Here is a 14,612-nt window from a genome sequence, read left to right on the forward strand (position 1 = left end):
CGAGAGGCGCGACGTGCGGGGCTGCGGACCTCCGGCGACAGCGCCCTGGCGGGCGCTGCTGCCTACGGACGCTGCGCTCGGGGGCCTTGACCCGCCGCGCCGCTGCCGTTGTCGGTGCGCTCGGGTGAGCCGGAGAAGGAGTGAAGCTCCCCGGGCGCAGCACCGCGCCGAAGGCCTTTGCATCGATCCCCGCCGCTATCACCCCTTGGTTCCCTCGATCCCGCGCGCGCGGTCCACCCGCCACGCCTCCACCGCGTCACGAGCGCCCGAGGCCCTCCCCAGGTTCTTCCATCCGCAGAACTCGATTGCCCTGGTTCGCCACCTCGGGCGGCTGACCCCACGAGCGGAACAAGTGCTACATTGCGCCGGCCATGGACGCCGCACCTTCGCTGGGCACGCAGCCCTCGTCTTCCGGACCCGGAGCCACGCCGCGGCGGTGGTACGCGCACCCGTGGCTCTGGCTGGTCCTGCTCGCGCTCGCCGCCGCGTATCCGCTGGCGCGCGTCCTCCACCGTCGCCTCACGCCGCCGCCCCCGGTCCTGGCCAGCCTGCCGGCCTTCCAGTTCCTCGACCAGCAGGGTCGGCGTCAGGGCACGGCGGAGCTGCGCGGCACGGTCTGGATCGCGAACTTCATCTTCACGCGCTGTCCGACGATCTGCCCGGCGCTCACGAAGCGAATGGCCGAGCTGCAGCAGGCCACGCGCTCTCACGGCGAAAAGCTCAAGCTGGTGTCGATCAGCGTGGACCCGGAGTTCGACCAGCCCAAGGTGCTGGCCGAGTACGCCGCCCGCTTCGCTGCCGACGGCCGTCGGTGGTTCTTCCTCACGGGGCCCCTCGAGCAGATCAAGGGGACGGTGGTGCAGGGCTTCAAGGTCGGGCTCGAGCGCAAGAAGCCGGGGAGCGACCCGGCCGACCTCTTCCACGGCTCGCACTTCGTGCTCGTGGACCGCGCGAGCCGCATCCGGGGCTACTATCAGGCGACCGACAACGCGCCCTACGACGCGCTGCTGCGGGACGCGGAGCGGCTGCTGGACGAGTAGCGCCCCGAAGTGGACGAAGACGAGGAGATCGAGGAGCGCATGACCTGGGTTGCAGCCCTTCCCCCGCTGAACGCCTTCTTCAACGCCCTGAGTGTGGTCTTCATCCTGGCGGGCTTCTTCGCCGTGCGGAGTCGGAAGCTCGCGCTCCACCGCGCGCTCATGGGCGGGGCCTTCGTCTCGTCGTGCATCTTTCTGGGCGGCTATCTGGTGAACCTGGCGCTGGCCGGGCACCAGCGCTTCGTCGGCCATCCCGGCCTGCGCAAGGTCTACCTGGCGATCCTCTCCTCGCACACGCTCCTGGCCGTGGTGGCGCTGCCGCTCGTGCTCTACACCTTCTACGTGGCGCTCCGGGACCAGCGGGACCGCCACCGCCGCGTGGTCCGCTTCACGCTCCCCATCTGGCTCTACGTCTCGGCCACCGGGGTCGTGATCTACGTCTTCGTGCACCACCTCTCGACTCGCTGAAGGCCCCAGGGGCGGGCGCGCCGGAAATCGAGGGTCTCGAGGCCCGCGCGCCGCAAGATCGGCGACCGGCGCGCTCGAACGCGTCGCCAACGTCGCGTGCCGCCGCAATGGCTCCCCTGGTACGCGGCTTGCTCTGCGGCGCGATCACATGCGGCGCGTGGGTTACGTTCGGGTCCTCGGGGCCTGGCTGGGGTTATTCGTGCCTTCCGTGGGGGAAGGAAGGCTCGAACGAGAGACGGGAGAGCCGCAGGGCCTCCGGATCGGCGCGGAGCTGCGGCTGCGACACCCGCGGACCGGCCGCATGAACGAGCCGGCCCGCATCCTCGGGTTTCTCCGGAGCAAGAGCACGGGAGGCCTGGCGGTGGCCGTGCTGTTCCGAGACGGCGTCCTTCAGCACGGGCCCCTCGAGAAGCTGCGCCTCGAGGCGCTGCCCTTCGGCTCGCAGCGCCGGCGACTGAGGGCCCTGAAGCGCGAGGTCCGAGAGGCGCTGCGGGACGAGCTCGGGCTGGACGCGAGCTCCGTGCCGATCTTCACCCTCCGGAGCGAGGCGCTCCAGGCGGTATACCGGCAGCGGCACGGCAAGACGGATTCCCTGGCCGGGCTGCATTCTCGCGGGCAGGCGCTCGTCTCGAGAAACCACGCCTTCGGACAGCGCCAGACGATGGTGCACGAGGTGATCCACGGGCTGTCGCAGCCCTTCATCCGGAGCGCCCCATCGGAGCTCTACGAGGGGATCACCGAGTACTTCGCCTATCGCGTGGCGATCCGGCGTTTCGGATACCTCGCCCCGCAGCGCGGCCACTCCTACTACCCCCGCTACCTCTTCGCCCTGCGCGTGGCGGAGCTGGTCGGCGAGCGCGCCCTGCAGCGGGTCTTCTTCAGCCCCGTGGCCTACAACCTGACTGGGCACCTCGAGACGCTCGTGGACCACGCGCTCGGGCGTCCGGGGACCTTCGCCGCCGCGCTCGCCGCGCTCCGCGAGACGGAGGGGAACGACGCTCGCGAGGCGGTTCGTCTCCTCGGCGGGCCGCCGCGGACGGACAATCCCTGGCGGTGATCGCTCGCGGGCCCCGAGGGGGCGTGTGCTGGTCGCGCGCTGGTCACGTCCCGGCTGCTAGGCCAGCCGCTCGGTGACTATCGGTCAGGGGGTGGGGGGCAAGGAGCACAAGCTCGCAATTTCCCACGTCCCGCGGCTGGTCCCGCGGTTGCAATCCTCCACCTCGGTCGGAGGTTGCCGCACGTGAGCACGAGAGATCGCCGCACCACGGGCCGGAGTTCGCCTCGACGTAGCGCCTTCCGAGCCTTGCGCCTCGCGCTGCCGGGCCTGCTCTTCGTGGTGCTCGAGCTCGCGGCCGGGAGGGCCGGAGCCGCTCCGGTCGCGGACCCGGCGCTGCGGCAGGCCATCCGGCGCTCCGTGGCGCGGATCGCCCGGGCCGGTCGCGGCGCCCCATCGGGCCTCGTGCGCGGTCGCGTGCAGGAGGCGCTGCTCCAGCAGCTGAAGGCGCACCGCACGCGGGAGGAGTGGAAGGCCATGCGGGCCTCCGGCCTCCCGGTCTCGTACCGGGACGCACGCGAGCTCGTGGAGCGCGAGTTCGAGGTCTTCGTCCGGGGCTTCGAGCGCCCCGCCGGCTGGGAGGAGCTCACCCCGGGCAGGCAGTTCGGCGCGCTCTACAAGGCACTGGCGGCGGACTTCGTCGAGGCCCGCACCTTTCCGTCGAACTGGCAGGCGCTCGATCAGGCGGGGCGCCTCGAGACGCTCCGCTGCCTCGCGGGGAGCTGCGGCCTGCGCGAGGGGCCGAAGGAGCTCGCACGCTGGCTCGAGCTGACGGGGACCCCGGTGCCCGCGGCGGCCCGGCCGCTCACCAAGACCGAACAGATGGTGCGGCTCTCGGCGGGGGGCGCCCGACCGCCGAAGAAGCGGTACTACGGCCCGGAGACGGCCAAGGCCCTCGAGAACTTCCGCATCACCGGGCAGCGCGTCCCCCTCGACATGATCCGCAGCGTCGCGGAGGTCAAGGCCGCCGCCGCGATGACCAACATGCGCACGGGACGCCTGGACCGGACGATCGGCACGGCCATCGTGACGGCCGCCCAGGAGGTCATCGCCGGCCGCCACGACGACCAGTTCTTCACCGATCCCATCCAGGGCGGGGCAGGGACCTCGGTGAACATGAACGTCAACGAGGTGATCGCGGCGCGCGCCTCGGAGCTGGTGAGCGGGCGCATCGGGGACAGCTCGGTCGTGCATCCGAACGACCACGTCAACATGGCGCAGTCCACGAACGACGTCTATCCGACGGCGGCCCGCCTCACGGCCTACCGGCGCCTCCAGAGCCTCGTTTCGGCCTACGAGCTGCTGGTGGCGGAGCTCACCACGCAGGCGGGACGCTACGCCAACCTGCCCAAGCCCGGCCGGACGCACCTCGAGGACGCGGTGCCCATCATGCTCGGGCGCGAGTTCAAGGCCTACGCCGCGGTGCTCAAGCGGGACGTGCGCTACATCAAGGAGGCCATGCGCGCGCTGACCAGCGTGAACCTGGGCGGCACCGCGGTAGGGACGACCCTCAACGCCGAGCCGGCCTACGTGCGGAACGTGACCAAGACGCTGGCGGGCCTGACGGGCGTGCCTCTCGTGCGGAGCCGCGACCTGGTGGACGCCACGCAAAACGTGGATTCGCTCACGCGCGCCCACGCCATGCTCAAGGTCTCGGCGTCGAGCCTGATCAAGATCTGCAACGACCTGCGCCTGATGAACTCGGGCCCCCGGGCCGGCTTCGGGGAGCTCCAGCTCCCCGAGCAGCAGAAGGGCTCGTCGATCATGCCGGGGAAGGTCAATCCGGTCATCGCCGAGGTCATGAACCAGATCGGCTATCAGGTGCAGGGCAACGACGTGGTCGTGAACCTGGCCGCGCAGAACGGGCAGTTCGAGCTGAACCAGATGGAGCCGGTGCTGGTGCACAACCTGCTCGGCTCGGTGCAGATCATGGATCGCGGGATCCGGGCCCTCGCCGAGAAGGCGATCCGCGGGCTCAAGGTCAACGACGAGGCGTGCCTGCGCGGCGCGCGGCAGATGCTCGGCCTCGCCACGGCTCTGGTGCCTCGCCTGGGCTACGACCGTGCCGCGTACCACGCCAAGACGGCTCTTCGCACCAATCGCTCGCTGCTCGAGGTGGTGGTAGAGAGCGGCGATTTGCCCGAGGCCGAAGCGGCCAAGCTCCTCAGCCCCGCCCGCATGGCGCGCGGGGGCATGCTCGATTGATGAAAGGGACCTCGATGACCGTTGCGTGGCGTCCGATGCGAGCTATCAGACGATTCGCCCTCGCGGCTGTCCCGACGCTGTGGGTCGTCGCCGGGGCGCTGCCAGCGCGAGGCGACGCCCTCGACGCGATGGAGGCGCTGCTCAAGCGGACCAGCCTGCGCGTCTTCGATCCGGCGCGCGCGGTCACCGACGGCGAGCTGCGCCAGATCATGCAGGCCGGCTGGAACGCGCCGACCCTCGACGGCAGCCAGCCCCTCGAGTTCGTGGTGATCCGCAATCGCGGAGTCCTCGAGGAGCTCGCGGGGCACACGAGCTACGGCAAGTGGCTGACCAAGGCACCGGTGGGGATCGCGGTGCTGGTCCGCACCGCCGAGTCGCCGCAGCTCTTCCGCGAAAACGGCGCTATGGCCGTGATGCGGATGTACTACAAGGCGCAGGAGCTCGGCCTCGGGATCACCTTCCAGGGGACCGCGAACCGCGAGTCCATGAAGCGCAGCCTCGGCGTGGGAAAGAACCGCCACCTGTTGACGGTCATCCCCGTCGGAGCGCCGCCCGCGGGCCTCGCGCTCAAGAGCCCGCCGCGGGCCCCCCTCGCGCTGACGGTTTTTCAGGACCAGCTCGGCAAGGCTGCCACGCTCTTCGAGGGGACGACGGCTCTGGCGCGCGCCGGGCGCCCGATGCGCGAGCTGCTCGATCGCGAGGTCGACGTGCTCTCGTTCGACGGGCGGGCCGTGGAGCCCGACGTGCTGCGTTCGGTCTTCGAGGCCATGCGTGCCGCGCCGAGCTCGAAGAACCGTCAGCCCTGGCGCTGGGTGCTGGTCCGGGATCCCGAGACCAAGGCGCGCATCGCGCGGGCCGCGAAGGATCGCGTGCTCGCCGAGGCTCCGGTGGTAGCGGTGCTCGCCGGCAGCTACGGGCCGCCCCCCGCGGACTTCGGCACGCAGCTCAAGAAGGACCCGCACAACACGGTGACCAAGCGGAAGCTCGTCCACTTCTTCATGCCCCACGACCTCGGCTGTGCCCTGGCCAATCTTCGGCTCGGGGCGGAGAGCCTGGGGCTCGGCGTGCGGATAGCTCCCGTCGGTACGCGGGGCGAGAACAAGGTGCGCGCGGCGCTGAGCCAGGGTGGGCGGGATAGCCGGCACGGCACGATGATCCTGGCCGCGGTGGGCCTAGGCTACGCGCAGCGGACCACCATCCGGCCGCGCAGCGAGTTGCCCGAGCAGCGCATATCCTACGAGACCCACGGCGTGCGCGGTCAGCGATAGAGCGACCGGGCGTGGCGCGCGGCGCTCTCGTCCCGGTGGCGCTGAAGGTCGGCGTCCCAGCGCTTCTGGTCGATCGGGTGGGTGCGGCGATACTCGGCGAGCGCCTGCTCTTCGACGCGCGCGATGGCGGGATCGAAGTTCCCCTCGCGGGCCGCGAGCCCCGTGGTGAGGTCCACGCGCCAGAGGAAGCGCGGCTTGCGTCCCGCGCGGTACTGTAGGTCGTGGCCCCCGTTCGAGAGCTGGAGCTGCGATCCGCGCACCTCGTCGGAGACGAGCAGATAGCGCCCATCGAGGCTCAGGCGTTCGAAGCGGCCAGAGGTCCAGGTGGATCGGCCCCCTTGGGCGGGCTGGACGGTGACGCCCCCGCCCTGGCCCCGGGCGTCGAAGACCACAAAGGCGCGCCGCGAGCCCAGTTGAACGCGCAGGGCGCGCGGATGCTCGTGGATGGCTCGCAACCCCTCGGGCAGTTGCCGCGGGTCGCGTAGCTCGGTGACCGAGCCGCGAACCGGCGCGCGCCAGACCGCATCGAAGGTGCGTACGCCCTCGGCCGAGACGTGGCGGCCGTCCAGCCGTCTCGCCACGCCGTCGAAGGTTTCGAGCAGCGTGTTCCCCGCGTACTGGATGGCTATCAGATAGCGCCCCGATTGTTCCTGCGCATTCAAGGTGGCCTCGGTGACGCCGAGCTGGCGCGCCGCCTTGACGAGCTGAAAGGCCGCGGAGAGGAGCGCGTGCTTCCCCCGGGCGTCGGAGGCCTGCGGTGGATGCGCGTCCCGCCCGGCGCCGTCCAGGTACTCGCCCTCGGGATCGAAGCTGATGATCTGGCTCGAGAGCCACGAATGCGGAACGAACGAAGAGACCCGATATTTTCCATCGGCCTGCCGCGCGAGCTTGAGCTGGAAGCCGCCGCTGTAGTTCTCGCGGATGGCGCGCGTGGCGTACGAGCCCGCCAGGCGGAGCGCCCGGCCCGTGACCTGAGACAGGGCCTTTCCCTTGGCCGCCCAGCCGGCGCTCACGCTGGAGAGAAGGACCAGGGACCAGAGCACGGCGGACGTTGCGCGAGTTGCCATCGAAGGCCTCCTGGGCAGACGGAGAGCACCACCTGTGCCACTCTTCGGCCGGTCTCAACTCGAAAATCGTAAATAGTTACAATTGAGTGCCACCCGGAGGTTGCAGATCTTCCCACGATCGCTGGATGCCGCAGCCAGCCCCGGCGGCTGCTGAACGGGCCGCCCGAACGCGCTCACGCCGGTCCATCGATTTCGAGGGGAATGCCCGGCGACTCGACCGAACGGCGGTCGCCTCGCGACCACGGCCCTCGACAACTCGCCGTAGTCACGCGCTCCGCGTGGTGGTCCGCGGGTTGCACAGCGCGCAGGCAACGCCCAAGGAGTTTCGTGTATGCCCGTCGATGGACGCGCTCCCGCGCTACGGGTGCGCCTCGCGCTGCTCGCCGTTGCTGCGTGCTCGGTCGCAGCCTCCTGCAGCTCGGGGCTGCCCGAAGGGCAGGGGCGCGAAGCGGAAGGTCGCGCGCAGGCGCCGTCGAGCCAGCTCGAGGAATGCGAGGTCGCGCTCGGAGGGCCGGACCTGACCTGCGCCGAAAAGCCGCTCGTCGGGGCCACGCGCTGCACCATTGGGAAGAAGCCGAGGTACTGCTGCCCGCGGGGGGTCGGGGCCACGGACGGCGTCTGTCAGAGCGAGCCGCCCTTCTCCGCACCGCCCTCCTGCGCCCTCAACGCGAAGGGCAAGGTCAAGCACACCTGCTTCGACTCCTTCCACTGCAAGGCGGGCGAGTGCTGCGGCAACACCAACGACCAGCCGTGCTACTGCGACGCCGCGGACAAGGTCATCCCCGCGGGGGGCGGCTGCACAGAGCTCGCTCCCCCCGTCCCGGCCGCGCTGCCCGGCTGCGATGCCTCTCTCGGGGGACCGGACCTCTCCTGCAGCGAGGAGTTCGTGCTCGGTGCGACCTTCTGCGCCGCTCCGAACCTGAACTGGTTCTGCTGTCCGGGGCGTGCCCCGATCCGCACCGACGGCGAGGTCCCGACCTGCGGTGAACCGCCCGCCCGCGCGACGCTGCCCGCGTCGTCGGCTACCCCCGATGGCGCACCCTGTCCCTGCGGGAGCGGCCAGCTCTGCGTGCGAGGAAGCTGCCGCCCCCTCGCCGGAACCTCCTTCTGCTCCGGCGCGCCGAAGGCCCTGGCGCTCGTGGATCAGCGCCTCTACGCCCAGGTCGCGCCCGCGCTCCACGACTACCTGGAGGCCGCCTGCGCACGCCGCGGCTTCGCGATCCGCCTCGCCGGCGTGCAGGGCCTCGACGCCATGCCCCCCGCGGCGATCCGCGCCCTCCTCAAGGCCGAGAAGAGCGCCAACGCCGCCCTAGAGGGGGTGCTGCTCGTCGGCAACGTCCCCCTGCCCACCTTCTTCCTGGGGCGGGTCGACGTGCCGCAGGCCAGGTACTGGACCCGTTACTACGAAGACCTGGACATGCAGGTGAAGCGGGTGATCCCCGAGGGAACCGCCCTCCCCGAGTGCAGCGGTACGCCGCCGGTGAACTGGCCCTGCGTCGTGCCGAAGGACGTGAAGGTCCCTTTCCCGGCGCCACCCCACGACTTCGACGACTTCGAGCAGGGGCCGCGCCCGGGCCGGGAGCTCTGGGCCGCCTTCCTGCCCGTGGGGTTCGCGGCCGACAAGCGCGACTATGCGGCGTGGGGGCGCCAGCTAAGGCCCTATCTCGCCAAGACGCTCGCCTTCTATCGCGCTCCCGAGACCTATGCGCGCAACATCTATCACGTCGGAAACGACCTCGGGCAGCTCGGGCAGCTCGCCCCGCTCTGGCCCCTGCTCGGCGCCACGGGGATCGACTACTACGCGATCAATACGCTCGGTCCGGGGCGCTGCAGGAACAACCGAGCCTGCTACGTGCGCGCCCCCCTCGAGCAGTACGCGTCGATGGAGGAGTTCCTGACCTACGCGCGCACGCTGCCCTGGATCGACGAAGGCTGGCAGGCTGCGGATATCTTCCTCGGCCACCTGAACGGCTCGCCCGCCTTTCCGCGGCGCGTGGTCTGGGTCAACGGGCACGGCACGCCCCAGGGCTCCCTGCTGACCAGCGCCCAGGCGCGCACCGGCATCGCGGCGGGCAAGGGGGCGCTCGTCGCGCTGATGAGTGGCTGCATGGTGGGCTCGTACCAGCGTCCGGGCGATACGCTCCCCAAGGACGCGTGGCCGGTGCCCCCGGCAGAGGACAACCTGCTCGTCAGTCTGGTGTACGGCAAGGGCGCGTTCGTCTCCGCCATAGGCAGCGTGCCGATACGCTCGGCCAGCCCAGACTTCGGTCCGCTCCTGCTCAGGCTTTACGAGGATAGCTATCTCGGTGCGGCGAACCGCCACCGTATGGACAGCTACGACCAGCGCGGCACGAGCTCGCTCTTCTGGCGCGAAGGGCAGGACATCCTCGTAGGCGATCCCTTCGTCGACGCGCTGTAGGTTGGCCCCGTCCCCTCTCCGGGGTCAAACGGGCACGCGGGTGGGCCCGCCGGCTGGGTGCTGCCGGCGGAGCTCCCCCAGCTGGCGGTCGTAGGCCTCGCTGTAGCCGGGTAGCCGCGACTCCCACGCGTCGAAACACTGTCCCCCAGCAGCCGTATTGTCCACGCTGCGCTCGAGGGTGATGCGACCGCAGAAGAGGTCGCTCACCTCGACCCGCGTCTCGAGCTGCCCCGCGCCCGGCGCGATGAGGGCCGAGAGATAGGCGCGGAGCGAGTGGACGGGCGCCATCGGGTAGAAGCCGCGCAGGACGAAGAGCGAGGGGCGCCTGGCGACCTGCTGCTCGAGAAAAGCGCGGTAGGCGGCGGGCTCGAGGTAGGCCCCAACGCGGATCCCCATCCCCCCTTCCAGGTAGCGGTGAGCGATAACGGCCTGCTCCTGGTGTTCCAGGGCCCAACCGAAGACGGCGCGGTTCGGCCGGCGGGGGTCCTCGGGGTCCCAGAGCGGACGCGCATCGGCCACGGGCAGCTCGAGGTCGCGTTCGAAGAAGAAGCGCACGAGGGGACGAACCAGCGGATAGAACGCCTTGTCGTTCAGGATATCCGCCGGGGGCGGGACGCTCAAAAGCGTGCGTCCCGCGAAATAGTCGTCTATCACGCCGCGCCACCCGAGCTCGGGATAGACCTCTATCTCCTCGGCGTTGTAGGCCGCGCAGTGGGGCGCCTCGGGGTCGAGGAAGCAGACGCCCGGCTGATTGAAGACGAAGAGCTTGTCGAAGCCCTTCCGCAGCGCGGCGTAGCGGTTCTCGGACCGCTTCTGGTGGTCGAAATAGAGCAGCTCGGCCCCGAGGGCGGCGGCGAGCGGCGCGTGGCTGCCGTTTTCGTGCCCCGGCTGGCTCCAGGCGTCCACGACCACGCGCCCCACGCGGGAGGGCGGCGTCCTTCCGGCGAGAAGCCCGATCGCCGCCTCGAGCTGACGGCCTCGCCGCTCGGTGAAGTCGTCCAGGCGCAGCGCGTATCCGTCGAAGAGCTCGGGCAGCGTCGCGGCGTAGGCGGCCTGGACCATCTGCTCGGCGTGCGGGTAGCCCTGGTAGGCCACCTGGAACTCGGATAGGACCGGTCCGTGGGCCCCCATCATCACGTCGCCGCCGCACTCGAGATAGAAGGGGAGGCGATCGAAGACGCCGTAGGCGCGGGGATGGGGCTGGTGGGCCTGGTGGTGGAGCAGCGAGGTTCGAAGCACCGTCTCCAGGTAGCTCGCCATGGCGGGGTCCTCGCCTCGCAGCTGGCGTCGGAGGGCCTCGAGCTCGGGAACCTGGTCTGGGGGGGCGCTCAGCGCGAGCTTCAGGAAACGCAGCGAGGCCGCGAGAGCCAGCGCCAGCTCCCGTCGCAGCCAGTGCGCGTGGGCGCTGCCGAGCACGCCGAGGAAGAGGGAATAGGCGTATATATGGTCCATGCGGCCGAGGAGCGCGGCCTGTCTCCGCTGCCTTTCGGTCTCCGCGAGCTCTTCGAGGAGCGTCACGGCGGGCCGGAACATCGGCACGTCGGCGCGGCGGGGGTCGTCGCGGAGAAGCTCCGGCATGCGAGAGGTGAAGTCGGCCTTGGTCCAGGAGCAGGTGCCGGACCATCTCAGGGGGGAGGTGACGTCGAGCGCGTCGGTGCTGGCCATGGCCTCCTCGTCCGTCGGGGGACGCGCGCATGGTAGCATGGCCTCATGCGTGAGACTTGGGCCGGGGACTCGGTCTATGGGGACCTCCAGGCGGCCATTCGAGCCAACAACCGCGTCTGGTACCTCCTCTACTACGACGAGCTCGTGGAACGGCCGGAGTGCCAGCTCACGCTGCTTCGTGGCGCCGACTGGAATTACTACAACTGCGCGCAGGCGATCTGTCGGGTCACGCCGAAGCTCCTGGACGAGGTCGAAGCCTTCTACGCCCGGGAAGGCCTCGCCCCGGGGGTCTACCTCGACCCCGCCGCACCGGGCGAGCTGCTGCCGCTGCTAATAGAAAGGGGCTACGAGGAGCTGCCGGCGGAGCTCGAGCTCTGGCATGTCCTCGAGCTCGGGACGCTTCCGCAGATGGTGAGCCTGCAGGAAGTCCTGAAGGTGCCGCTGAGCGCGCTTCGCCGCGTGGAGGTGACCCAGCGATCGGGGGCGCTCTTCGACACGTTTGTCGGCCTCGACGCACGCGAGAATGGGCTCTCGACGGCCGTGGCGGAGAAGCTGGCCCGGAATCTGGCCGACCGCCGACTCCCCGGCGTGGAGTTCCATTGCCTGCTGTACCTGCTGGAGGATGTTCCCGTGGCCACCGGGGCGGTCGGGATCGTGGGCGAGCTGGCCCTGTTCGCCGAGGCGGCCACGGCCTCGAGCCATCGGCGGCTGGGGCTGCACTCGGCGATGCTGCTGGAGCGCGTCGCGCTGGCCCGCGCGGCCGGGTGCCGGTGGGCCTACTTCACCTCGACGGAGCACGCGAGCTCGGCGCTCTCGGGAGCGCGCGTGGGGTTTCGGCGGGTCTTCGAGCGCCGCTTCTTTCAGCGGCGCTGACCGGCGGGTTACCTACGAAGCAGAGACGTCGGCCGGTGGCCGCGCGCCACGGCGGGCCACGAGGGCGAGCAGGGCGGCCGTCCCGAGGGCGAGCCCCATCCCAGAAAACATCGTGGGCAGTACCCCGATCCGGTCGGCCACGAAGCCGCAGAGGGGCAAAAAGGCCAGGTTCACCACGTTCGAGACCAGGTGGCGCTGCGCGAAGAGACGCGGATGGTGCTCGGGGCGGAGCGACTGGTGGATGTAGTTCTGGGCGAAGATCTCGATCGCGGAGTACACGACGCCCGCGAACATGAAGAAGAAGCCGGCCAGCGGGACGAAGCCGGCCACGGGGTAGAGCGTCGCCGAGGCGATGAAGACGAACCAGCCGAGGACCATCCGGGGCAAGTCGCTGCCCGGACGCGCGAAGCGCATGGCCACGAACCCGGCGAGTCCCTCCGCGACGATCCAGAGCGTGAAGAAGATCCCGATGCCGCGGTCGGTGAGGCCGTAGACCGAGCGCATGGTGCCCATCTCGAGGGCCGTGACGGTGGCGAAGACCAGGCAGACGACGGCGTGTCCCCCGACCAAGACGAGGGTGTTCGTGCGGGGGTCGGCCGCGCGCTGGCGGGCCAGCTGCACGCTGGGGGTCTCCTCGGGCTCCTCCGCGGGGCCGCCGGGCCGGCGCTTTCGCACGGCCAGAAAGAGCAGCACGGCGCTGGCGAGATACGTGGCGCCGTCCACCAGGAAGAGCCCGCCGAAGCTGATCTTGCGGAAGAGAAAGGGTCCCACGATCCAGCCGAGCGCCATGGCTACGCTGGTAATCACCGTGCGATAGGAGTTTATCTGGCGGATGAGTCGCTTGTCGGCTGTCAGGTCGTAAATGAGGGTCTGCATGGCTGGCTTGTGAAACCCATAGGCCAGATAGACGCAGCCGATAGCGAGATAGACGTAGACGAGCTGGCGGGAAAAGATCTGGGACAGCCCGACGAGGAGCAATCCGCTCACGAGCTCGCTCACGTAGACGATGGCGGCCAGGTCCAGGCGCTTGTGCAGCCGCATGAAGAGGGCCGAGGAGAGGACCCCCACGCCGAAGACGGCGCAGATCACCAGCGAGACGTAGAAGTTCGATCGCGTGAGCTGGAAGACGTAGATCTCGGAGTACATCTGCGTGAGGCTCGTGCCGAACCAGCTCACGAAGCTCGCGCAGAAGAGGAGCCAGATCTCCCGGTTGACGCGGCGAAGGGAGGCCAGCAGTCCCGGCGGCGGTCCGGCGGGGGTGTCGGTCACGGACGCTCGGCGGCGGGGCGACGGAGGGGGAGCCCCTGGCGCGTGAGGTAGTCCCGTACCTCTCGGAAGCCCGTGAAGAGCGCTTGAAGCTGCTCCTCGGTGTTCGTGGGCGTCACGGTCAGGCGAAAGGCCTCGTCGCCCCGGCGCACCATGGGGTAGGGGGCGAGCGTCAGGAGCACGTGGTTGCGGTAGAGGATCTTCGAGGCCTCGATCATGTGCTCGCTGTTTCCGAGCCAGACGGAGATGATCGGGAAGTCGGTCGAGTTCTCGACCTCGAGGCCCAGGTCGCGGAGCCCGGTGAGCGCCTGCACCGTGAGCGCGTGGAGCCGCTCGCGGATCGCGTCACCCCGCTCGGCGTTGATGCGCAGCCCGGCGAGGAGAGCCGCCATCGCCGAGGCGGGGCCGTGACCGCCCAGGTCGTGCGGCGTGGCCTGCGAGAGGAGAAACGAACGCATGGCGGTGCTGCAGGCGATGAAGGACCCGTAGGTGCCGTAGGCCTTCGAGAAGCAGCCCACGTAGAGGATGTTCGGGTCGTGCAGGTCGAAGTACCGCACGAGGCCGTTGCCGCGCCGCCCGTAGGGGTGCGAGGCGTCCGGCCTCTCGCCCACCACGCCGAACCCGTGCGCGTCGTCCACGAAGAGGAGCGCCTGGTGGCGTCGGGCGAGCTCGGCGAGCCGCGGGAGGTTCGCATAGTCGCCGGTCATGCTGTAGACGCCGTCGGTCAGGATCAGCTTCTTCGGCGTGGCGCGGTGCTCCTCGAGCAGGCGCTCGAGGGCCAGATGGTCCTCGCTCGGGAAGCTGACGAGCTTCGAGCCGCTGTCCCGCGCCAGCTTCGCCCCCTCGTACATCGTGGCGTGCCCCGCCTTGTCGAGAAAGATCACGCTGTCCTTGCCCGCGAGGGCCGGGATGACCCCGTGATTCAGCAGCGTGGTCGAGGCGAAGATGTTGGCGGCCTCGGTCCCGACGAGCTTCGCGATCTCCGCCTCCGCCTGGGTGAAGAGGTCCACCGTGGCGACGAGCCGGCACCAGGCGACGACGGAGCCGTACTTGCGGGTGGCCTCCACGGCGGCCTCGAGCACCTCGGGGTCGAAGTCGATCCCCAAGTAGTCCTGCGTGGCGAAGTCGCCCAGCCAGTGCCCCGAGGCGTCCTCGAGGTGCCGCCGGTCCACGCGGCGGGTCACGACGTTGAACATGGGGCTCGAGGAGCAGATCTCGGCGATGCGGCGCCTCCGCTCGTCGAGCGCCCCGCCGATGAACAGGTCTTCTGTGGATCCGGACATGCACGTC

At 70.1% G+C, this 14,612-nt stretch carries 11 protein-coding genes; 7 read left to right on the plus strand and 4 right to left on the minus strand.

The window, feature by feature from the left end; translation table 11 throughout:
• Window positions 1-371 precede the first annotated feature (371 nt).
• The 5 genes from IT371_00835 (at window position 372) to IT371_00855 (ending at window position 6,032) form a co-directional block, all read left to right on the plus strand.
• The gene (locus IT371_00835) at window positions 372-1,040 is read left to right on the plus strand and encodes an SCO family protein (GenBank protein ID MCC6746169.1); all 669 of its coding nucleotides are present in this window, start codon (window positions 372-374) and stop codon (window positions 1,038-1,040) included.
• Between the two features lie 39 nt (window positions 1,041-1,079).
• Window positions 1,080-1,505 (plus strand): DUF420 domain-containing protein, encoded by a 426-nt coding sequence (locus tag IT371_00840; protein MCC6746170.1) that lies wholly within the window; start codon window positions 1,080-1,082, stop codon window positions 1,503-1,505.
• A gap of 148 nt (window positions 1,506-1,653) precedes the next feature.
• Entirely contained in the window at window positions 1,654-2,562 is a 909-nt protein-coding gene (locus tag IT371_00845; protein ID MCC6746171.1) for a hypothetical protein, read from the plus strand.
• 819 nt (window positions 2,563-3,381) lie between these two features.
• The gene (locus IT371_00850; protein ID MCC6746172.1) at window positions 3,382-4,764 is read left to right on the plus strand and encodes an aspartate ammonia-lyase; all 1,383 of its coding nucleotides are present in this window, start codon (window positions 3,382-3,384) and stop codon (window positions 4,762-4,764) included.
• A 35-nt stretch (window positions 4,765-4,799) separates the two neighbouring features.
• Entirely contained in the window at window positions 4,800-6,032 is a 1,233-nt protein-coding gene (locus IT371_00855; protein MCC6746173.1) for a nitroreductase family protein, read from the plus strand.
• On the opposite strand, the gene IT371_00860 is transcribed toward IT371_00855, so the two are convergent.
• Window positions 6,023-7,099 (minus strand): hypothetical protein, encoded by a 1,077-nt coding sequence (locus tag IT371_00860; protein MCC6746174.1) that lies wholly within the window; start codon window positions 7,097-7,099, stop codon window positions 6,023-6,025. The two genes, IT371_00855 and IT371_00860, sit on opposite strands and share 10 nt — an antisense overlap.
• 331 nt (window positions 7,100-7,430) lie before the next feature.
• Between IT371_00860 and IT371_00865 the strand changes: the two genes are divergently transcribed.
• Window positions 7,431-9,518 carry a hypothetical protein gene (locus tag IT371_00865; GenBank protein ID MCC6746175.1) on the plus strand — a complete coding sequence of 696 codons (2,088 nt, stop codon included), beginning with the start codon at window positions 7,431-7,433 and terminating at the stop codon, window positions 9,516-9,518.
• Window positions 9,519-9,542: 24 nt separating this feature from the next.
• Here the strand turns inward: IT371_00865 and IT371_00870 are convergent, their stop codons facing one another.
• A complete protein-coding gene (locus IT371_00870) occupies window positions 9,543-11,183 on the minus strand; it encodes a hypothetical protein (GenBank protein ID MCC6746176.1) in 1,641 nt (546 codons plus the stop codon).
• 45 nt (window positions 11,184-11,228) lie between these two features.
• Between IT371_00870 and IT371_00875 the strand changes: the two genes are divergently transcribed.
• On the plus strand, window positions 11,229-12,056 hold the full coding sequence (locus tag IT371_00875) for a hypothetical protein (GenBank protein ID MCC6746177.1): 828 nt from the start codon (window positions 11,229-11,231) through the stop codon (window positions 12,054-12,056).
• 12 nt (window positions 12,057-12,068) lie between these two features.
• On the opposite strand, the gene IT371_00880 is transcribed toward IT371_00875, so the two are convergent.
• Together IT371_00880 and IT371_00885 are read right to left on the minus strand one after the other, a co-directional pair.
• Window positions 12,069-13,325, minus strand: a complete 1,257-nt coding sequence (locus IT371_00880) for an MFS transporter (GenBank protein MCC6746178.1) — start codon at window positions 13,323-13,325, stop codon at window positions 12,069-12,071.
• Window positions 13,322-14,605 carry an aminotransferase class I/II-fold pyridoxal phosphate-dependent enzyme gene (locus IT371_00885; protein ID MCC6746179.1) on the minus strand — a complete coding sequence of 428 codons (1,284 nt, stop codon included), beginning with the start codon at window positions 14,603-14,605 and terminating at the stop codon, window positions 13,322-13,324. The genes IT371_00880 and IT371_00885 overlap by 4 nt, the downstream gene beginning before the upstream one ends.
• Between the last annotated feature and the right edge of the window lie 7 nt (window positions 14,606-14,612).

It is taken from the genome of Deltaproteobacteria bacterium, assembly GCA_020848905.1.
Lineage (GTDB): Bacteria > Myxococcota_A > Polyangia.